The organism is Streptomyces sp. RKAG337 (genome assembly GCF_023701715.1).
Lineage (GTDB): Bacteria > Actinomycetota > Actinomycetes > Streptomycetales > Streptomycetaceae > Actinacidiphila.
Window position 1 is genome coordinate 1,392,158 of the sequence record NZ_JAJOZA010000001.1, and the last position, 19,240, is coordinate 1,411,397.

Below are 19,240 nucleotides of genomic sequence, written 5' to 3' on the forward strand. Positions count from 1 at the left end.
AGGCCCTAGTAGCGGACCGGCAGCCGGTGGACACCGCGGATCAGCATGCCGCGGCGCCAGGTCAGGGTGGCGGGGTCCGCGTCGAGCGCGAGGTCCGGGCAGCGTTCCAGCAGGGTGCGGATCGCGGTCCGGCCCTCGATACGGGCCAGCGGGGCGCCGAGGCAGTAGTGGATCCCGTGGCCGAACGCCAGATGGCCCTGGGCGGAGCGGTGGATGTCGAAGGTGTCGGGCTCCTCGAAACGTTCCGGGTCGCGGTCCGCGGAGGCCAGCGCCACCAGGACCGGCTCACCGCTCGGGATGACCGTGCCGCCGATGTCGACGGGCTGGGTGGTGAACCGCCAGGTGGAGGTCTCGACGGGCCCGTCGTAGCGCAGCATCTCCTCGATGGCGCCGTCCAGCAGCGAGGGGTCGGCGCGCAGCTCGGCGAGCTGGCCGGGGTGCCGGAGCAGCGCCAGCACCCCGTTGGAGATCAGGTTGACGGTCGTCTCGTGTCCGGCGACCAGGAGCAGGAAGGCCATTCCGACGAGTTCCTCGGCCGACAGCTGGTCGCCGTCCTCGTGCCGGGTGCGGATCAGGGCGCTCATCAGGTCGTCGGCGGGGGCGCTGCACCGTTTGTCCTCGATGAGCTCCACCAGGTAGGCGCCCATGGCCTCCACCGCGGCGTTCTCCGCCTCGGCGCCGGCCTGCCCGACGATCACGTTGGACCAGTGCCGGAACGCCTCGCGGTCCAGCGACGGGACGCCGAGCAGTTCGCAGATGACGGTCATCGGGAGCGGGAAGGCGAGCGCGTCCACGAGGTCGGCGCGGCCCAGCGGCAGCATCTCGTCCAGCAGTTCATCGGTGATCTGCTGGACCCGGGGCCGCAGTGACTCGACGCGGCGGGCGGTGAACTCCTTGGCCACGAGCTTGCGGAGCCGGGTGTGCTGCGGTGCGTCGGCCTCCAGCATGTTGGCGCTGATGGCGCCCGGTTCGGCGAGCGGGTCCAGGCTGCGCCAGCTCTTGCTGAAGCGGGGGTCGGCGAGCGCCGAACGCACCGCCTCATGGCCGACGACGAGCCACAGGTCGCCGTTGTCGACGGTGCGGACCCGGTGGACCGGGCCCTGTTCCCGCAGCTTGGCGTAGATCGGGTACGGGTCGGCGGTGAACTCCTCGCCGTAGACGGTCAGATCGACGATCTCGGACATGCCCGGAACCTCCCCCTGGTCAGGCCGGTTTGCCTTGCTCCGCACGGTAACCGGCCGTCGGCGGAGCGCGCCTCCCCCTCACGGAGGAGTACGGCGGGCAGGAGGTCAGGGACGAGCGGTTCGGGGGGCGGGGGTCAGCGGGCCAGGGGGGTCAGCGGGCGTCCGCCAGGCGGGCCAGCAGCTCCGTCAGCCGCTTGGCGACGGTGTCGCGGTCTCCTTCGGTGAGCTCAGGTCCCATCCCGCAGGCGACGGCGCCCGCGGCGATCCAGTCCGGCGCGGTGTCGACCGTGATGCCGCCGGCGGGCAGCAGGGCAGCCTGCGGCAGCGCGGCGCGCACGTCCTTGATCCAGCCGGGGGCGTAGCCGGACGCGGGGAAGAGCTTGAGCGCGTCCGCGCCGAGTTCCATGGCGCGGACCATCTCGGTGGGCGTCGCCACGCCGGGGAAGACCGGCACGCCGTAGCGGTGACCGGTCCGGATGACGCCCTCGTCCAGACTCGGCGACACCAGGAAGCGGGCTCCGGCGTCGACGGCCATCCGGGCGGAGGTGGCGTCCAGTACGGTGCCCGCGCCGATGATCGCGTCATCGCCGACCTCACGGACGAGGGTGGTCACCGCCTCGAGCGCGAAGGGCGTGGTGAGCGAGATCTCCAGTGTGGTCAGCCCGGCCGAGAGCAACGTGTCGGCCACCGCGGCGGCCTGGTCGTAGCTCTCGCTGCGGACGATGGCGAAAACCCGCTGGGCCAGCGCGGCCCGGGTGATCTCCCAGCGATACACGGCGGATCGCCGTCCTTCCTCGGTGCTGTGGAACGGGGGCGGATCATCGTCTCCCTGGAACGCTATCGGGTGCCTCTGACACCGGGGCCCGCGGTTCGCGGGGATGTGTCCGGTCCGTAACACGCGAAAGCGCGGGGCGGGCGCCGGAGGAAAGTCCGGCGCACGCCCCGCGCACTGGGGTCGGAAGGCGGTGGGCAGGGGGCTCAGCGGCTGCTCAGCAGGCGCTGGGACCGGTGCCCGGAAAGGTGCTCGGAAAGGTGCTCGGACGGGTGCTCAGCAGCTGAAGTTGACCAGCTTGAACGACGCGTAGTGGTCGGCGGTGTAGTAGTCCTCGTCGACCGCCTGGCCGGTGATGATCCGGCGGGCACCACGGGTCGGCGACCCGGGGGTGACGACGGTGTACTCGTGGTAGTAGCCGCTGGTGTGACTGGGCAGCAGCTGTTCCTGGTTCCGGAACACGACGCCGTCCTGCGAGTACGGGAACGGCCCGCCCTCGTCGATGAGGTCGAGGGTGTGGTGGGCCTGCGACGGCAGCGCCGAGTAGCAGATGCTGCCCACCGCATCGACCGTCACCGTGGCGGACGAGCCGACGGCGGCGGAGGTGGGGGCGAGGGCGGCGGGCGAGGCGGCGACCGCCGGGCCGCCGACGAGGAGGGCGCCCGCGAGGACGGCGAGCGCGCCGATACGAGTGAGACGTGGGGTTCTCATGGCACCACCATGACGCGCGTAGACCTGGCCCCGTCAATCCCAATGACACACTGTTTTCCAGGAGTTAACCGGTCGCGGCGGAGTTGTGAACACACCGGCGCCGCCCCGGCGCGGTCGGCCCGAGTGACCGGCCGCTCAGCCCTGGTGGGTGGAGAACAGCCCGCCCGTCGGACCCTGCTTGTCACCGCCCTGGGCCTTCTTCAGCGCGTTGGCCAGACCCTCGATCGTCATCGACTGCAGGATGACGCGGCCGTCGCCCTCCAGGGTGGCCAGCGACAGCCCCTCACCGCCGAAGACCGCGTTCATCAGCCCCTGCCGGTCGAGGCCGCCGATCCGCTGCACCCCGTACTCGATGCCTTCCTCGAAGGCCACGATGCAGCCGGTGTCGACCTCGATCCGGCCGCCGAAGTCCGCGGGGTTCAGGTCGATGAAGTTCCCCGCGCCCGCGATGATCACCGTGCCGTGCCCGGTGAACTTCTCCAGGATGAAGCCCTCGCCGCCGCTGCGGCCGGTCCGTCCGCCCTGGAAGGCGATACCGAAGTGGACGGTCGACTCGGCGGCCACGAAGGCGTCCTTCTCGGCGAACCAGGCCCGTGACCCGTCCAGCTCCAGGGCCCGCATCTCGCCGGGCAGCACACCGGCGAAGCCGACGGTGCCCTCGCCGCCGGACGCGGAGAAGTACTGGAAGGCGAGGCTCTCGCCCGCGAGCGCCCGCTGTCCCGCCTGCATGGCGGTGCCCATCGCCTGGCGCAGCATGCCGCTCATGCCGCCGGCCGCGCCGCCGCCCGGCTGAGGGGCCCCCGGCAGGCCGCCCGGCTGGACGCCGCCGGGGCCCGACAGCCGGGTCTCCATGGTGACGTTCGACGTCTTGAACAGGAACTTCCCCGCCTCGCAGTACACCGTCTGACCTGGCTGAAGGGTGCATACGGTCATCTGCATGGCAGTGCCGACGATCTGCTGCTGCAGGGTCACAGCGGGGCTCCTTGGCGGGACGAGGTGCGACGAGGCGGGAGCGTCCGATTGCTCCCGCTTCGTCAACGTACCTCCAGGCGGGCCTCCCGGACGGTTGGGTTCCGGTTCCAGGGCGCGCCGCCGGAGTCGAGCAGTCTGGCGAGCGGCAGGGTGGCCGCGCCGACCGTGACCGCGTCGGGTCCGAGCCGTCCCATCTCGATGGAGGTCTGGGCGCACGGGTGGTGCAGCGCGTAGGCCACCGCCGCCTCGCGGACGGCCGGCAGCAGCCGGGGGCCGATCATGAGCCCGGCCCAGCCGCCGATCACGATGCGCTCGGGGTTGAAGAGGTTGATCAGGTCGGCGATGCCCGCGCCCAGGTACTCGGCGGTCTCCGCCAGCAGCGCGGCCGCGGACGGGTCCTCGTCGGCGGCGGCCAGCAGGGCCGTGAGGCCCACTTCCTCGCTCTGCCCCTCCGGGGCCCTGCCCCAGCGCTCCAGCAGCGCCTCGGCGCCGACGTAGGCCTCCAGGCAGCCGCGGGCGCCGCAGCGGCAGAGCCGGCCGCCCACCTGGAGCGTGGTGTGCCCCCACTCCCCCGCGCTGCTGGTGGCCCCCCGGTACGGCTTGCCGTCGGCGACCACGCAGGCGCCGACGCCCGAGCCGAGCAGCGCGATGACGGCGCTGCTCGCGCCGCGTCCTGCACCGAACCACATCTCGGCCTGGCCGAGCGTCTTCGCGCCGTTGTCGATGTAGAGCGGCAGGTCGGTGCCGGCCCGCAGCAGACGGCCGAACGGGACCGCGTTCCAGCCGATGGTCTGGCCGTGCACGACGATGCCCTCACCGCCGCCGAGGTCGACCCCCGAGCCGCCCGAACCGCCGCCGGAGCCGCCCGAACCGGCGGATCCGCCCGGCCCGTTGGCGCCGTCACCCTGCTCGACGATGCCGGGGACCCCGACGCCCACCCCGAGCACATCGCTCTCGGAGATGCCCGCGTCGCGGACGACGGCCGACAGACCGTCGAGAATCAGCCGTACGACGTGGTCGACGTCATGGCCGCTGTCCGACAGCGGCAGGTCCGCGGCGGCGAGTTCGGTGAGGGCGAGGTCGAACAGCTCGACCCGGACGCGGGTCTCGCCGACGTCCACCCCCACGACGCAGCCGTAACCGGCGGCGACCCTCAGCAGGATCCGCGGCCGTCCGCCGTCGGAGTCGACGGAACCTGCCTCCTCGACCAGCCCGTCGGCGATCAGATCGCCGACGACGTTGCTGATCGATCCCGCGCTCAGCCCGGAGTCCCGTCCCAACTCCTGGCGACTGAGTGGTCCTTCGAAATACAGGTGGCGCAACAGCGCCGACCGGTTGCCGCGCCGCAGGTCACGCACGGTTCGTTTGCCTCGATCTGCCATCCGGTCCTCCTCCCCTGGCTCCCCGGCTGAAATCTATCGGTGCGCGAAGTCTTGACGCCACCTTTTCTCACAAGTTAAATCACGCCCTGAAATAAGACACGGCGCCTGTTCACTTCTTGAACTGATCCAGACCTGTTCCCGACCTGTTCCTGACGTCTTCCGGACCCGTTCCTGTCAGGTTCCGCACCAGTCCAGACCCGTTCCCGTTCCGTAGCGATCCCACCCCTGAGAGGGGACCGTCATGCGTACCTACCACCGGGCAGTCGCGGCCACCGCCATCGCCGCAGCGATGGCACTCACCGCTTCCGCCTGCGGCGGCGGCTCCAGCAGCAACGACAGCGGCGGCAACAGCAGCCCCAAGACACTGACGTACTGGGCGAGCAACCAGGGCACCAGCCTGGAGAACGACAAGCAGGTACTGGAGCCGGAGCTCAAGAAGTTCGAGCAGCAGACCGGGATCAAGGTCAAGCTGGAGGTCGTCCCCTGGTCCGACCTGCTCAACAGAATCCTGGCCGCGGCCACGTCGGGCCAGGGGCCCGACGTGCTGAACATCGGCAACACCTGGTCGGCGTCCCTCCAGGCCACCGGCGCGCTGCTCCCGTTCGACGCCGCCACCTTCTCCAAGATCGGCGGCAAGGACCGCTTCGTCAGCGCCGCGCTCGCCGCCGCCGGCGCCCAGGGCAAGGACCCGGCCGCCGTGCCGCTGTACTCGCTGGCCTACGGGCTCTACTACAACAAGAAGATGTTCGCCGACGCGGGCATAGCCGCCCCGCCGACGACCTGGGACGAACTGGTCGCCGACGGCAAGAAGCTCACCAAGGGCGGCAAGTACGGCCTCGCCGTCGAGGGCGGCAACGGCTCGGAGAACATCCACCACGCCTTCGTCCTCGCCAAGCAGCACGGCTCGGACTTCTTCGACGCCTCCGGCAAGGCCACCTTCGACACCCCGGAGAACGTCGCCGCCGTCAAGCAGTACATCGACTTCATCGGCAAGGACAAGATCGCGGCCCCCGGCAACGCCGAGTACTCCGCCAACCAGTCCCTCGCCGACTTCGCGACCGGCAAGGCCGGCATGCTGATGTGGCAGGCCGCCGCCTCCTCGCTGAAGTCCCACGGCATGAAGCCCGAAGACTACGGCGTGGCGCCGGTTCCGTTCCAGACCGCGGGCGCCACGGGTGCGACCGCCATCAACTCGATGGTCGCCGGCATCAACCTCGCCGTCTTCAAGAACACCAAGAACCTCGACGGCTCCCTGAAGTTCGTCAACTTCATGACCAGCCCCGCCGAGCAGAAGACCCTCAACGCCACCTACGGCTCGCTGCCGCCGGTCAAGGACGCGCAGAGCGACCCGGCGTTCTCCACACCCGACCTGAAGACGCTCGCCGAGGTGCTCGCCAAGAGCGCCGCCCCGCTGCCGCAGGTCCCCAACGAGAGCCAGTTCGAGACGCTCGTCGGCACCGCGATGAAGGAGCTCTTCGCGCAGGCCGCCTCAGGCAAGGACGTCACCACCGATTCCGTGAAGAACGCCCTCACCAAGGCCCAGCAGCAGATGCCGGCCTCGTGATCGCGCGACTGCGCCGGATCGGCCTGCCCTACCTGCTCCTGCTTCCCGCGCTGCTGCTCGAACTGCTGATCCACCTCATCCCGATGATCGTCGGCATCGTGATGAGCTTCAAACAGCTCACCCAGTTCTTCATCCGCGACTGGGGCGCCGCGCCCTGGGCCGGCCTGGACAACTACCGCGTGGCGGTGGACTTCGACGCCCCGGTCGGCCAGGCGCTGCTGCACTCGTTCTGGGTCACCCTCTGCTTCACCGTCCTCGCCGTGGGACTGTCCTGGCTCCTCGGCACCGCGGCGGCGATCCTCATGCAGGACGCCTTCCGCGGCCGGGGATTCCTGCGGGCGATCTTCCTGGTCCCGTACGCGCTGCCGGTCTACGCGGCCGTCATCACCTGGTCGTTCATGTTCCAGCGCGACACGGGCCTGATCAACCATGTGATCCACGACCAGCTGCACCTCACCTCCGAGCGGTCGTTCTGGCTGATCGGCGACAACAGCTTCACCGCCCTCGTCACCGTCTCCGTATGGCGCTCGTGGCCGTTCGCCTTCCTGTGCCTGATGGCAGGGCTGCAGAACATCCCGCGTGAGCTGTACGAGGCGGCGTCGATGGACGGCGCGGGCGTCTGGCAGCAGATCCGCCGGATCACGCTGCCGTCGCTGCGGCCGGTCAACCAGGTGCTGGTGCTGGTGCTCTTCCTGTGGACGTTCAACGACTTCAACACGCCCTACGTGCTGTTCGGCAGATCGGCGCCGGAGGCCGCCGACCTGATCTCCATCCACATCTACCAGTCGTCCTTCATCACCTGGAACTTCGGCTCCGGCTCGGCCATGTCCGTCCTCCTGCTGCTGTTCCTGCTGGTCATCACGGCCGTCTATCTACTGGTCACATCACGCAGGAGGGATGCGGCCGATGCGTAAACCCCCTCCCCCGTCCCCGATGGCGCAGCCGAAGTCGTTCATCTGGACCCGGCGGATCTTCCTCACCCTGCTCACGGTCTTCACGCTCGCCCCGGTGTACGTGATGCTCAGCTCCTCGCTGAAACCGCTGCAGGACGTGCAGGGCTCCTTCCGGTGGATCCCGAGCGGCTTCACGTTCCGGCCGTACATCGACATCTGGCACACGGTCCCGCTCGCCAAGTACTTCGTGAACTCGGTGATCGTCTCGGTCAGCGCGACCGTGGCCTCGGTGGCCGTGGCGATCTTCGCCGCCTACGCCGTCAGCCGGTACCGCTTCAAGGGCCGCAAGCTCTTCACGGTGACGGTGCTGTCCACCCAGATGTTCCCGGGCATCCTCTTCCTCCTCCCGCTCTTCCTGATCTTCGTCAACATCGGGAACTCGACGGGGATCGCCCTCTACGGCAGCCGCGGCGGCCTCATCCTCACCTATCTGACGTTCTCGCTCCCCTTCTCCATCTGGATGCTCGTCGGCTACTTCGACTCCATCCCGCGCGATCTCGACGAGGCCGCGATGGTGGACGGCTGCGGCCCGCTCGGCGCGCTGTTCCGCGTCGTCGTCCCGGCCGCCGTCCCCGGCATCGTCGCGGTGTCGGTGTACGCCTTCATGACGGCCTGGGGCGAGGTGCTCTTCGCGTCGGTGATGACGAACGACACCACCCGCACCCTCGCCGTCGGCCTGCAGGGATACGCCACCCAGACCGACGTGTACTGGAACCAGGTCATGGCCGCCTCACTCGTCGTGAGCGTGCCCGTGGTCGCCGGATTCCTGCTGCTCCAGCGCTACTTGGTCGTCGGACTCACCGCCGGCGCCGTCAAGTGACCACCACCGAAAGGCTGCTCGTGAACGACCTCAGCGCTCTCCCCGCCGACTTCATCTGGGGCGCGGCCACCGCCGCCTACCAGATAGAAGGAGCGGTGGACGAGGACGGCCGGTCCCCCTCGATCTGGGACACCTTCTCCCACACCCCGGGCAAGGTGGCGGACGGTGACACCGGCGACGTGGCCTGCGACCACTACCACCGGGTACCCGAGGACATCTCCCTGATGGGCGATCTCGGCCTGGACGCCTACCGGTTCTCCATCGCCTGGCCCCGTGTCATGCCGCAGGGCGGCGGGCCGGTCAACGCGGCCGGACTCGCCTTCTACGACCGGCTCACCGACTCCCTCCTCGAAGCGGGCATCACCCCCTTCCCGACCCTTTACCACTGGGACCTGCCCCAGGCCCAGCAGGACCGGGGCGGCTGGCCGGAGCGGGAGACCGCGGAGCGGTTCGGCGAGTACGCGTCGGTGGTCGCCGAAGCCCTCGGCGACCGCGTCCACGACTGGGCGACGCTCAACGAGCCGCTCTGCTCGTCCTGGATCGGCCACCTCGAAGGCAAGATGGCCCCCGGACTCACCGACATCACCGCCGCGGTCCGCGCCTCGTACCACCTGCACCTGGGCCACGGCCTCGCCGTCCAGGCGATCCGCGCCGCCAACCCGAACGCCCGGATCGGCATCGTCAACAACCTCAGCCCCTGCGAGCCCGCCACCGACCGCGAGGCCGACCAGGCCGCCGCGATCCGCGCCGACGGCCACACCAACCGCTGGTGGCTCGACCCGATCCACGGCCGCGGCTACCCGCAGGACATGGTCGACCTGTACGGCGTCGACCTCCCGATCCGGACCGGCGACCTCGACACCATCGCGGCCCCGCTCGACTGGCTCGGCGTCAACTACTACTTCCGCAACGTCATCGCCGACGACCCCACCGGCCTGCCGCCACGTGCCAAGCAGGTGTACCTGCCGGGCGTCCGGCGCACGGCGATGGACTGGGAGGTCTACGGCGACGGCCTGGAGCAGCTGCTCGTCCGGGTCTCCGAGGAGTACGGGGCCCAGCGGATCTTCGTCACCGAGAACGGCTCCGCCTACCCCGACACCGTCGGCCCCGACGGCCAGGTCGACGACCCGGAGCGGCAGGCCTACCTGGAGGAGCACCTCGCGGCCTGCGCCAGGGCGGTGCGCCGCGGCGCACCGCTGGCCGGCTACTTCGCGTGGTCGCTGCTGGACAACTTCGAGTGGGCCTACGGCTACGACAAGCGCTTCGGCCTGATCCACGTCGACTACCCGACGCAGAAGCGCACCATCAAGGGCAGCGGCCGCCGCTACGCCGACATCATCACCGCCCACCACCGCCGCGCCCGCCGCGCGGCCTGACGGTTCGCTTGCAGCTGTGCCCGGCATCCGTCCCGCACGGGGAGGACGGATGCCGGGCCTTCAATCGAGCGCGGGTCCCAGCCGGCAGCGGACCTGCTTCCCCACCGGCGACCGCGCCACCCGCCACCCCGACGTGAGCAGGTCCACGAGCGCCAGCCCCCGCCCGGACTCGGCGTCGGCGTCATCCATCGCCACCGCCCGCCGGCGCGGCACCCCGGCCGGCTCCGGATCGTGCACCCCCAGCAGCACCGCGCCCCGCGCGACCGAAACCTCCACGACGAGCGGCACCCACTCCCCACAGGCCCGCACGGAGTTCCCGACCAGCTCGGACACGACGAGCTGCGCACTCTCCGCCGTCCCGGCATCGACCCCGGCGGAGGCGAGGGTCTTCCCGGTCAACTCGCGGATGGCACGGAGGTTGTCGCCAGAGGCGACGAGATGGACGACGAAGCCGTGGGGTCTGGTGCGGAGGTAGAAGCCGGGGGTTGGGGGACCGTGCGCTTCCGCCATGTTGCACATGGCACCTCCACTGGCAGTGTCGGACGAGGTCGCGCCGAGCGCCGGGTCACTGACCCTGCGTGACGGCATTTTGATGGTGGCTCTTTTCCGATTGCATCGCAAGTTTTCTACCCAAGATGAGTGACGCTTCCTCATTTACCGTTCTCCGCAACCTGGTTGCTGGTGTAGGACTGCGGTTATGCCCAACTCTCCGCTGATCCCGACCGTCCGGCGCCGTCGCCTCGGCGCAACTCTGCGGCGGCTGCGCAACGACGCCGGACTGACGCTCGACGAAGCCGCTACCGCCATGGGGTGGAAGGGCCCGAAGATGTCGAAGATCGAGAACGCCGCACAGGCCATCCGACCGGCGGAGGTCGGCTCACTGCTTCAGATCTACGGCGTCGGCGATCACGAAGTGCGCGCAGCACTGGAGAACCTGGCGAAGGACGCGAGCAAGAAAGGCTGGTGGCAGACGTACAGCGGCATCGTCGCGCCCGCTTACGCCGATTACATCTCGCTGGAGTCCGACGCCGAGCAGATCTGCGAGTGGGCGCCCCTCGTGGTCCCGGGACTCTTGCAGACGGCGGCCTACGCGCGCGAGAACATCGCGGGCATCACGACATCGCGAACCCCCGACGACATCGCAGCACTGGCCGAGGTCCGACTGGCACGCCAGTCGGTACTCACGCGGCCGGGAAGTCCGCTGGAGTTGTGGGTGATCATCCACGAGGCGGCCCTGCATCAGCGGTTCGTGGTGCGCCCAGCAACCATGCGCGAGCAACTGCGCCGGCTCCTCGACACAGCCGAGATGCCGAACGTGACGATCCAGTTGATGCCGTTGGACTGCACCACCCATCCGGGCGTCGTGGGTGGATTCTCCATCGTCTCGTTCCCCGGCCCCATCCCTGACGTGGTCCTGCTGGAAAACCTGAGCGGAGCGGCATACGTTGAGGGCGATGAAGCTGTGCCCTTCACCAAAGCGTTCGAGCGGATCCGCGCGACAGCGCTGCCGGTGGAAGACTCACTCGCCCGTATCGCGCAGATGGAAGAAGGCCACAGACAGTGAACGGACCCAAGGCGGAGCTGTACGCGCACGACCTCTCCGCCGCCGCCTGGCGTAAGTCCTCCGCCAGCGGAGCCGAGAACAACTGCGTGGAGATCGCCGATCTCCCCAACGGCGCCGTCGCCGTCCGCGACTCCAAGAACCCCGGCCGGGAGCCCCTCCGCTTCGACGCGGCCGAGTGGGCCGCCTTCCGGGAAGGCGTCATCGCCGGGGAGCTCTGACCGTCCGGCCTGCTGCGTGGCTGGGGTTCCGACAGTGCGAAGGGGTGCGTCTGCGGCGCTGCGCACCTTGACCGGGCGGAGGGGAGGCCCCGGCGCTGCGCGCCTGCCAGTGAAGCGGCCCGCTGCGCGGCCCGAGCCAAGCGATCCGGTCCGCTGCGCTCCCCGGGCGGAGTGGGGGTGGCATATGGCCGGTGAGGCGGCGCGGCTTGTCGGGGGCCCGGAAGGCGCACCGCGCGTGCTTCGGATCAGCTTGCGTGGCCGGACTGCCGCTATAGCGGCGTTTGACCGTCCTTAGCTTGTCTTTTGACCTCCGGAGGCCGTGCCCACGTCCGGCGAATGCCCATCTGAGCGATCAAGTACGGAACGCCGTTTGAGGCCGGAAGCCACGAGACAAGCTCACCGGATCGCACCCCACTCAGGGCGACGGCTGGCTACCGAGTAGCTCGTCGACTGTCATCGAACCGGACATGGTCGCGCCCAGCCAGTCCGCCAAGGTCATGCCTTGCCGCCAGTGTTCGCTCTCGTGGTTGCACCACATCGGCCCGGCAGGATCGCGGAAGTCCACCAGAGACCAGACGGTGCAGCCCCAGTCGTAGACCGGGACCAGACCTGCAGGGATCCGGCCCGAAGGGTCCGGCCCATCGCGATAGATCTCCGCCAACTCGCTCCAGTCGCCCTGGGAAGCCCCGCCCCGAACGCCCAGGATGCCCTCACCAGGGCCGAAGCCACCATTCGCCACCTCCAGATAGAGGCGCCTCAGCAGCGGCGGGAGAGGGAAGCCGATGACCGACTCCGCCTCCTCGACCACCACCGACGTAGCAGGCAAAGGCAAGCCGCGAGCACCAGCGAAGCCACGTACAGCAGCGACAACCTCATCATCCGTCACACGGGCATCATCCCAGTTCCGATCTCGGCAACCACCTCACCTACCGCGAGACCCACAACTCAAGGCGCCACCCAACGACTGCGCGGTTAAACTCAAGCGGAGTGATCCGGGCCATCCAAAACACGCCCTCGTAGGACCCGCAGGAGATCCCTCGGCACACCGGCACCACATCCGGCCGAGGACGGTGGACCAAACCGCCACCCGCAGAGCACCACGCGCTCAACCCGCTCCAGCCCCGCCAAGGGAAGCGCAGCGGACCGGGATCGCTTCGCGCCGGGCCGCGCAGCGGGCCGATCCGCTGGCAGGCGCAACGCCGGGGCCTCCCCCTCCGCCCGGTCAAGGCGCGCAGCGCCGCAGAAGAGCCGCTCCGCATGCCCGGACCCCAGCTAGCACCCGCCCGCCGCCACCCCTCACTCCCGAGTCGTCAAAAAGGCTCGTTCTACAGCCAGTTGCCCCAGCCGAAGGTGACCAGATACGTCCGTCGGAGTGCGTTCGCGCCGCGGGCCCCCCGCAGGACCATGACCGCTAGCGTCACAGCGAACAGCGTCGCGAATGACCCTGCGACCAGAACGCCCATGGCGGGCTCTGTCAAAAGCCCCATGATCGCGCTCACGAGCAGCACAGCGCCCAGGCCCACATGCGCGGCGGGGAAGTCGGCGCGTAGCGCCTCGCGTGCCTGCTTGCGAGCCAGCTGCACATCGGTGTCGTAGCGCTCCCGTGCCGCCTGCGGCTCGGCTGCCGGGCCTTCGGGCCACTCCTGCATGCGGTGGTCTCCCTCGTTCCCTCGAAGCGTCCCGCGAGGATACGCGTCAAAGACGTCGACCGCCCTCGGCCGACTACTCGTTACTCGGCCGGGGGCGGTCAACGTGCGCACGGACAGCCAGCTGTCAGCTGATTTCTTCGGTGCGGGTGGTGAGCTGTTCGGCACCCCGCGCGGTGAGGGAGCCGTGCAGGCGCAGGCGGGAGATGCCGCCGTCGGGGAAGATGTCGATCCGCACCCGGGTGGCCGGGACCGGATTGACCAGGAAACGGTGCACCGTGTCCGGCTGGAGCTTGGTCCGCGGCAGCAACTGCGTCCACTCGTCCGAACCGTCGTCCTGCACGAACAACGCCGCCCAGCCCGCCGAGTTCCCCTTCAGATACGCCGTGTCGATCTCCACCGCCCGCACCACACCCTGCGCCACGAGCCGGTACTGCACCCAGTCATTGCCCTTGTCCCGGCGACGACGCGTCTCCCACCCGTCATCCATCTTCCTTGAGCGCCCCGGCAGGATCGTATTGACCGGCGAGGAATAGAAACGATCCGAGGCGTCCTCCACCGTGCCGCCGTTCTCCAGCGCCACCAGGTCGAACGTGCCCAGCTCCGCCAACCACCCCGGATCCGGCGCCACCTCCCCATACACCCGCAGACGAGCCACACCACCGTCCGGGTGCTGGTTCAACCGCAGATGCGTGAACCGCCGATCCACCTCCACCGTGAACCCGTTCGCCGCATGACCACCCACCGCAGTACGCGGCACGATCGTCGTCCACTCCACACCGTCCGCCAGCAGATCCTCCGGCGACGCCGACAACGAGTGCGCCGTCGCCTCGATCGACACCGACTGCGGGTAGTTGCCCCGGAAGTGCGCGGTGTCCACCACGATCCCCCGGATCACCCCCGGCGCACCCAACCGGATCAACGCCCAGTCATGATCCGCATCCACCGGATGCGGGGCATCCGTGCCGGTGCCCCGGCGGCGGCGGGTCTCCCAACCGTCCATGATCTTGCCCTTGTGCCCGAAGTGCTCCGGATCAAAATGCGCCGGCTCCGGGATCAGCAGATTCTCCCGCTCCGCGAAGAACTCATCATTCGCCGCGATCACCTCCGCACCCAACCGCCGATCCGCCAAATCCACCAGATCCGTGAACGGCAACTCCGCACGACGGTAATCCCCATACGGATCACCCCCACCGAACGGCCGCGCATCACCGGTGAAAGAAGTCGAGGTCATGCGTTCTCCCGGGTGATCAGGCGGCCGGTGGGCTCGTTCGTGACGCCGTTCTCGGCGATCAGTTCGCCGCGCAGCCAGGTGCTGCGGACGACGCCGTGCAGGGTTTTGCCGGCGTAGGCGGTGATGCGGTTGCGGTGGTAGAGCTCGGCGGGGTCGACCGTGAAGGTCTCGTCCGGGGCGAGGACCGCGAAGTCGGCGTCGTAGCCGGCGGCGATGGCGCCCTTGGTGGAGAGCCCGACGAGGGCGGCGGGCGCCTGGGACATCCAGCGGGCGACGTCGGCGACGCTGTGGCCGCGGCGGCGGGCCTCGGTCCAGATGGCGGGCAGGCCGAGCTGGAGGGAGGAGATGCCGCCCCAGGCGGCGGCGAAGTCGCCGGTCTCCTTGACCTTGAGCTCGATCGTGGACGGCGAGTGGTCGGAGACGATGCAGTCGATCGTGCCGTCGGCCAGGCCCTCCCAGAGGGCGTCCTGGTTGGCTGCCTCACGGATCGGCGGGCAGCATTTGAACTCGGTGGCGCCGTCCGGGACTTCCTCGGCCGTGAGGGTGAGGAAGTGCGGGCAGGTCTCGACGGTGAGCTTGACGCCCTCCCGCTTCGCCGCGGCGATGAGCGGCAGCGCGTCGCTGGACGACAGGTGCAGAACGTGCACCCGCGCGTTCAGCCGCTTGGCGAGGGTGATGAGCCCCTCGATGGCGGCGTTCTCGGCGGCGCGGGGCCGGGAGGCGAGGAAGTCCGCGTAGTGCGGGCCGCTGCGCTGCGGGGCGCCGTCGATGAGCTGGGGGTCCTCGGCGTGGACGATCAGCAGCCCGTCGAAGCGGGAGAGCTCCGTCAGCGCGTCCGCCAGTTCCTCCGGGGAGAGCTGCGGGAACTCGTCGACGCCGGAGTGCAGCAGGAAGCACTTGAAGCCGAAGACGCCGGCGTCGTGCAGCGGCTGGAGGTCCTTGATGTTGCCGGGGACGGCACCGCCCCAGAAGCCGACGTCGGTGTGCACCTTGCCGCGCGCGGTGTCCTGCTTGACGGCGAGGTTCTCGACGGTCGTGGTCGGCGGGATGCTGTTGAGCGGCATGTCGACGAGCGTCGTGATGCCGCCGGCCGCGGCGGCGCGGGTGGCGGAGGCGAAGCCCTCCCACTCGGTGCGTCCGGGGTCGTTGATGTGCACATGGGTGTCGACCAGGCCAGGGAGCAGCGCGTCGTCACCGAGGTCGACGAGCCGGGCCCCTTCCGGGACGTCGGCGTCGTACGCCCACACGGCGGCGATCGTGCCGCCGCTGACCGCGACCGCGGCCGGGCGCTCCCCTTCGGGTGTGACGACCCGAGTCGAGCGCAGGACCATTTCCACCACGTGCGGCCTCCAAATTTCAACGTTCTGTTGAACGAATGTGCAGGACAGGGCGGTGAACCGTCAAGGGCATGTAAGATTCCACAAAGCGGAATTCACATTTCACCACAGCCTCCGTAGCTAGCTACAGGAGAAGGCCCGCAAGAGATCAATTAGCCGAGGTCGGCCGGTAGGCTTCGCCAATCATCTACCGCTCGCCCAACCGCTCAGAGGAGATCGCACGTGTCGTCAGACCGCGCAGGAGGCGTTCAGTCGCTCGAACGTGCCTTCGACCTGCTGGAGCGGATGGCCGACGCGGGCGGCGAGGTCGGCCTGAGCGAGCTCTCCGCCAGCAGCGGGCTCCCGCTGCCCACCATCCACCGGCTGATGCGCACCCTGGTCGACTGCGGCTACGTACGGCAGCAGCCGAACCGCCGGTACGCGCTCGGCCCGCGGCTGATCCGGCTCGGTGAGAGCTCCGCCAAGCTGCTCGGCACCTGGGCCCGCCCCTTCCTCGCCGAGCTCGTGGAGACGACCGGCGAGACGGCGAACATGGCACTGCTCGACGGGGACGAGATCGTCTACGTCGCCCAGGTGCCGTCCCGCCACTCCATGCGGATGTTCACCGAGGTCGGACGCCGGGTGCTGCCGCACTCCACCGGCGTGGGCAAGGCGCTGCTGGCGCATGTGCCGCCGGACGAGGTCCGCGCGCTGCTGGCCCGTACCGGGATGCCCGCCGCGACCGAGAAGACGATCACCAACGCGGACGATTTCATAAGCGAGCTGGAGAAGATCCGCGAGGCCGGCTACGCGGTGGACGACAACGAGCAGGAGATCGGGGTCCGCTGCCTGGCGGTCACCGTCCCCGACTCCCCCACCGCTGCTGCCATCTCGATCTCCGGGCCGGCGGGCCGGGTCACCGAGGTCGCCACGGAGAAGATCATCCCCATCCTGCAGGACATCGCCCTGCAGCTGTCACACGCCCTCGCCAGCGCCGGGGCCGGCACCAGCGCCTGATCCGAAGAGGTCGACGGCCCTGCGCAACTCGGCCAGGGCCACGGCCAGCGCACTCACCGAACCCAGCGCCGCGGCGACCAGCAGCAGCGAGTGCCGCATCCGGTCGATCTCCAGGATCCCGGCGTCCGCGGCATTGGCCAGCGCGCCCAGTTCGTCCTCGGCTATCACTCGGTCCGGTAACTCCGACCGCAGGCCGGCCAGCTCCCGGCGCACCCGGGCGACGGACAGGCGCAGCGCCGTCACCCGGGGATCGTCCGCGCCGGACGCGGCCGCCGCCCTGACCTCCGCAGCCGTACGTGCGGCCGCACCACAGCTCTCATCGTTCACAGACCCCACCCCCCCACCTCCCACACCTCGGCGAGCGCGCCCCCCAGCGCCCCCGCGCGCGCCCCGGAGCGAGTCCGGGGCGCGCTCAGTTAACGCGAACCGATGCGCGGGACGCCATACGGACGACGAAATCCGCGCCAACTTCCTTGTGCGGCAAGCGACTTGGCGACAATTCCGGGCGGTCAGCCCTATGGCGTGACCGCGTTCCGCCAGACGGTGAGGTCCACGCTGATGAACTCACTCGTCGACCCCTTCGACGAGAAGGCGCGCACGGTGACCAGCCCCATGTGCCCCACCCCCGTCTTCACGCAGATCTGCGACCCCTTGACGAGCTTCTCCTCCAGGATGGACGTGGTGTACCGCGTGTTGGCGCGGCAGCCGGCCAGCGTGGCGGGCTCGCCGGACTGCAGCAGGGCCAGGGTGTTCTTGCCCTGACTGGTGGCAACGGCGGTGCCGTTGACGATGTCGCCCGCGAGGCCGAAGTCCCCCTCGTAGAACACGTCCTTCTTCGCCGGACTCGGCGGCTCGTCGGCGAAGGTGACCGAGTAGCCGACCGGGATGTTGAGGCCTGGGTACGAGGCGGGCTTGGGATCCGCCGGGACCGAGCTCTGCCCGGTCTGGTTCCCGGTCGTGCCGCCGCTGGCGGACGGCGTCCTGGTGCTCTGGTCGCTCGAGGACTTCTTGTCGTCCCCCTTGTTGACGGCCGAGTACACGGCGGAGCCGACCACGAGCGCGACGACGACCCCCGCGATGACCAGGCCCGTCTTCTTCTTTTTCGGCGGCAGCGGCAGAAAGCCGCCCGGCCTGCCGGGGCCGTGGGTGGGCGGATACGCGTAGCCGCCCACCGGCGGCCGGGGCTGCTGCGGGTGCTGCATCGGCTGCGCCTGCTGCGGGAACTGCTGCTGACCGGGCTGCGGGAGGCCGGGCTGCGGGAGGCCGGGCTGCGGCTGGGCCTGCTGCGGGTGCCCGGGCTGCGGGTGGACCGGCTGGTGATGCACCGGCTGGGTCGGCGGGTGGAGCGGGGGCGCGGTCGGCGGCACCGCCTGGGTGGGCTGATAACCCGGCTGCGGGGTCGACGGCGGTGCCTGCGGCGGGGCCGCGGGCTGGACCGGCTGCGGCGTAGGGGCCGCCGCCTGCGTCAGGTCGGCGGCGTAGGACTGCGGCAGCCAGCCGTCCGGGCGGCGCAGCGCCGGGTCCTTGGACGCCTGGCCGCACATCGCGATGATCTGGGCGGTGGACGGCCGGAGGGTCGGGTCCTTGATGAGGCAGCGGGTGACGATCTCGCGCAGTTCGCCCGGCAGCTCGGACAGGTCCGGCTCCTCGTGCACGATCCGGTAGAGGACGGCGTGCGAGGGCCCGTCGCCGAAGGCGGCACCGCCCATCGCGGCGAAGGCCGCGATCTGGCCCAGCGCGAAGATGTCGGTGGCCGGCGTGCAGCTCGTGCCGGCCGCCTGCTCCGGGGCCATGAACGACGGGGTGCCGACGCTGACGCCGGTGCCGGTGAGCGCGGTGGTGTCGGCGGCCCGCGCGATGCCGAAGTCGATGACCCGCGGTCCGTCGACGGCGAGCAGCACGTTGGACGGCTTGAGGTCCCGGTGCACGATGCCCGCGTGGTGGATCACCTGGAGCGCTTCGGCGATGCCGGCGATGAGCAGCAGAACGGTCGGCACCGGCATCGCGCCGTGATCGGCGACCGCCGCGTGCAGCGAGGGCCCCGCCACATAGGCGGTGGCCAGCCACGGGTGCGGGCCCTCGGTGTCGCTGTCGATCACCGGTGCGGTGTAGAGGCCCTGCACGCGCTGCGCGGCCAGCACCTCCTGACGGAACCGGCGGCGGAATTCGGGGTCCTCGGCGAACTCGGGACGGATCACCTTGATCGCCACCGGCCGGCCGCCGGGCGTGTAGGAGAGGTAGACCTTGCCCATCCCGCCGGCGCCGAGGCGGGCGCTGAGCAGGTATCCGGCGACGGTCTTCGGGTCCTCGTCCGTGAGCGGCTGGAAAACCTCAGGATCCGGGGCCGAGGTGTCCGCCACGGTGGCGGGCACCGGGCCCTGCTGATGATTCGTCACGTCTGCCCCTTGGCCTGCGAATACCCGTCCCTTACGGCGCCGAGCCTATCGAAGGCCGTCCTCCGCCCGCCGCCGTGAGGCCAAACGCCCGATGTGCCCCCCTTCGCCTCCGGCC

General features: G+C 70.0%; 18 protein-coding genes and 1 pseudogene. 7 read left to right on the plus strand and 12 right to left on the minus strand.

Annotated elements, in window-relative coordinates; genetic code table 11:
- Positions 1–5 precede the first annotated feature (5 nt).
- The 5 genes from LNW73_RS06125 to LNW73_RS06145 all read right to left on the minus strand — a co-directional run bounded on the left by LNW73_RS06125 (position 6) and on the right by LNW73_RS06145 (position 5,021).
- The gene (locus LNW73_RS06125) at positions 6–1,184 is read right to left on the minus strand and encodes a cytochrome P450 family protein (protein WP_250989232.1); all 1,179 of its coding nucleotides are present in this window, start codon (positions 1,182–1,184) and stop codon (positions 6–8) included.
- 151 nt (positions 1,185–1,335) lie between these two features.
- Positions 1,336–1,959 carry a bifunctional 4-hydroxy-2-oxoglutarate aldolase/2-dehydro-3-deoxy-phosphogluconate aldolase gene (locus LNW73_RS06130; protein WP_250978329.1) on the minus strand — a complete coding sequence of 208 codons (624 nt, stop codon included), beginning with the start codon at positions 1,957–1,959 and terminating at the stop codon, positions 1,336–1,338.
- Between the two features lie 273 nt (positions 1,960–2,232).
- Positions 2,233–2,667, minus strand: coding sequence for a ribonuclease domain-containing protein (locus LNW73_RS06135; RefSeq protein ID WP_250989233.1), 435 nt, complete (start codon positions 2,665–2,667; stop codon positions 2,233–2,235).
- A 135-nt stretch (positions 2,668–2,802) separates the two neighbouring features.
- Positions 2,803–3,639 carry an AIM24 family protein gene (locus tag LNW73_RS06140; protein WP_250978327.1) on the minus strand — a complete coding sequence of 279 codons (837 nt, stop codon included), beginning with the start codon at positions 3,637–3,639 and terminating at the stop codon, positions 2,803–2,805.
- A gap of 62 nt (positions 3,640–3,701) precedes the next feature.
- Positions 3,702–5,021 carry an ROK family transcriptional regulator gene (locus LNW73_RS06145; protein ID WP_250989234.1) on the minus strand — a complete coding sequence of 440 codons (1,320 nt, stop codon included), beginning with the start codon at positions 5,019–5,021 and terminating at the stop codon, positions 3,702–3,704.
- Positions 5,022–5,262: 241 nt separating this feature from the next.
- On the opposite strand from LNW73_RS06145, the gene LNW73_RS06150 reads away from it, so the two are divergent.
- The 4 genes and pseudogenes from LNW73_RS06150 to LNW73_RS06165 all read left to right on the plus strand — a co-directional run bounded on the left by LNW73_RS06150 (position 5,263) and on the right by LNW73_RS06165 (position 9,734).
- Entirely contained in the window at positions 5,263–6,585 is a 1,323-nt protein-coding gene (locus LNW73_RS06150) for an ABC transporter substrate-binding protein (protein WP_250978325.1), read from the plus strand.
- Positions 6,586–6,590: 5 nt separating this feature from the next.
- Positions 6,591–7,499 (plus strand): annotated as a pseudogene (locus tag LNW73_RS06155) (carbohydrate ABC transporter permease); the annotation flags it as partial.
- Positions 7,492–8,358, plus strand: coding sequence for a carbohydrate ABC transporter permease (locus LNW73_RS06160; RefSeq protein WP_250978324.1), 867 nt, complete (start codon positions 7,492–7,494; stop codon positions 8,356–8,358). The pseudogene LNW73_RS06155 and the gene LNW73_RS06160, both read left to right, overlap by 8 nt.
- Before the next feature lie 20 nt (positions 8,359–8,378).
- Positions 8,379–9,734: a GH1 family beta-glucosidase gene (locus tag LNW73_RS06165; RefSeq protein ID WP_250992819.1), complete on the plus strand. Its 1,356-nt coding sequence runs from the start codon at positions 8,379–8,381 to the stop codon at positions 9,732–9,734.
- A gap of 60 nt (positions 9,735–9,794) precedes the next feature.
- On the opposite strand, the gene LNW73_RS06170 is transcribed toward LNW73_RS06165, so the two are convergent.
- The gene (locus LNW73_RS06170) at positions 9,795–10,244 is read right to left on the minus strand and encodes an ATP-binding protein (RefSeq protein ID WP_250989235.1); all 450 of its coding nucleotides are present in this window, start codon (positions 10,242–10,244) and stop codon (positions 9,795–9,797) included.
- A 187-nt stretch (positions 10,245–10,431) separates the two neighbouring features.
- On the opposite strand from LNW73_RS06170, the gene LNW73_RS06175 reads away from it, so the two are divergent.
- Both LNW73_RS06175 and LNW73_RS06180 read left to right on the plus strand, forming a co-directional pair.
- Positions 10,432–11,298 carry a helix-turn-helix domain-containing protein gene (locus tag LNW73_RS06175; protein WP_250989236.1) on the plus strand — a complete coding sequence of 289 codons (867 nt, stop codon included), beginning with the start codon at positions 10,432–10,434 and terminating at the stop codon, positions 11,296–11,298.
- Entirely contained in the window at positions 11,295–11,516 is a 222-nt protein-coding gene (locus tag LNW73_RS06180; RefSeq protein WP_250989237.1) for a DUF397 domain-containing protein, read from the plus strand. The genes LNW73_RS06175 and LNW73_RS06180 overlap by 4 nt, the downstream gene beginning before the upstream one ends.
- 415 nt (positions 11,517–11,931) lie before the next feature.
- Here the strand turns inward: LNW73_RS06180 and LNW73_RS06185 are convergent, their stop codons facing one another.
- The 4 genes from LNW73_RS06185 to allB form a co-directional block, all read right to left on the minus strand.
- The gene (locus tag LNW73_RS06185) at positions 11,932–12,402 is read right to left on the minus strand and encodes an SMI1/KNR4 family protein (RefSeq protein ID WP_250989238.1); all 471 of its coding nucleotides are present in this window, start codon (positions 12,400–12,402) and stop codon (positions 11,932–11,934) included.
- Positions 12,403–12,841: 439 nt separating this feature from the next.
- Positions 12,842–13,165: a hypothetical protein gene (locus LNW73_RS06190; RefSeq protein ID WP_250989239.1), complete on the minus strand. Its 324-nt coding sequence runs from the start codon at positions 13,163–13,165 to the stop codon at positions 12,842–12,844.
- A 124-nt stretch (positions 13,166–13,289) separates the two neighbouring features.
- Positions 13,290–14,396, minus strand: coding sequence for an allantoicase (gene alc / locus LNW73_RS06195; RefSeq protein WP_250989240.1), 1,107 nt, complete (start codon positions 14,394–14,396; stop codon positions 13,290–13,292).
- Complete coding sequence (gene allB / locus LNW73_RS06200) at positions 14,393–15,727, minus strand: allantoinase AllB (RefSeq protein ID WP_250992820.1); 1,335 nt, start codon at positions 15,725–15,727, stop codon at positions 14,393–14,395. The genes alc and allB overlap by 4 nt, the downstream gene beginning before the upstream one ends.
- A gap of 228 nt (positions 15,728–15,955) precedes the next feature.
- Here allB and LNW73_RS06205 point away from each other — a divergent pair, with 228 nt between their 5' ends.
- Entirely contained in the window at positions 15,956–16,729 is a 774-nt protein-coding gene (locus LNW73_RS06205) for an IclR family transcriptional regulator (RefSeq protein ID WP_250978316.1), read from the plus strand.
- On the opposite strand, the gene LNW73_RS06210 is transcribed toward LNW73_RS06205, so the two are convergent.
- Positions 16,688–17,056: a DUF5955 family protein gene (locus tag LNW73_RS06210; protein WP_308402056.1), complete on the minus strand. Its 369-nt coding sequence runs from the start codon at positions 17,054–17,056 to the stop codon at positions 16,688–16,690. The genes LNW73_RS06205 and LNW73_RS06210 overlap by 42 nt on opposite strands.
- A gap of 188 nt (positions 17,057–17,244) precedes the next feature.
- Entirely contained in the window at positions 17,245–19,125 is a 1,881-nt protein-coding gene (locus LNW73_RS06215) for a serine/threonine-protein kinase (RefSeq protein ID WP_308407642.1), read from the minus strand.
- Between the last annotated feature and the right edge of the window lie 115 nt (positions 19,126–19,240).

Coding starts and splice junctions, on each gene's coding strand:
- LNW73_RS06125 (WP_250989232.1), bottom strand. CDS start 1,184: ATGTCCGAGATCGTCGATCTGACCGTCTACGGCGAGGAGTTCACCGCC.
- LNW73_RS06135 (WP_250989233.1), bottom strand. CDS start 2,667: ATGAGAACCCCACGTCTCACTCGTATCGGCGCGCTCGCCGTCCTCGCG.
- LNW73_RS06145 (WP_250989234.1), bottom strand. CDS start 5,021: ATGGCAGATCGAGGCAAACGAACCGTGCGTGACCTGCGGCGCGGCAAC.
- LNW73_RS06150 (WP_250978325.1), top strand. CDS start 5,263: ATGCGTACCTACCACCGGGCAGTCGCGGCCACCGCCATCGCCGCAGCG.
- LNW73_RS06160 (WP_250978324.1), top strand. CDS start 7,492: ATGCGTAAACCCCCTCCCCCGTCCCCGATGGCGCAGCCGAAGTCGTTC.
- LNW73_RS06170 (WP_250989235.1), bottom strand. CDS start 10,244: ATGGCGGAAGCGCACGGTCCCCCAACCCCCGGCTTCTACCTCCGCACC.
- LNW73_RS06175 (WP_250989236.1), top strand. CDS start 10,432: ATGCCCAACTCTCCGCTGATCCCGACCGTCCGGCGCCGTCGCCTCGGC.
- LNW73_RS06190 (WP_250989239.1), bottom strand. CDS start 13,165: ATGCAGGAGTGGCCCGAAGGCCCGGCAGCCGAGCCGCAGGCGGCACGG.
- alc (WP_250989240.1), bottom strand. CDS start 14,396: ATGACCTCGACTTCTTTCACCGGTGATGCGCGGCCGTTCGGTGGGGGT.
- allB (WP_250992820.1), bottom strand. CDS start 15,727: ATGGTCCTGCGCTCGACTCGGGTCGTCACACCCGAAGGGGAGCGCCCG.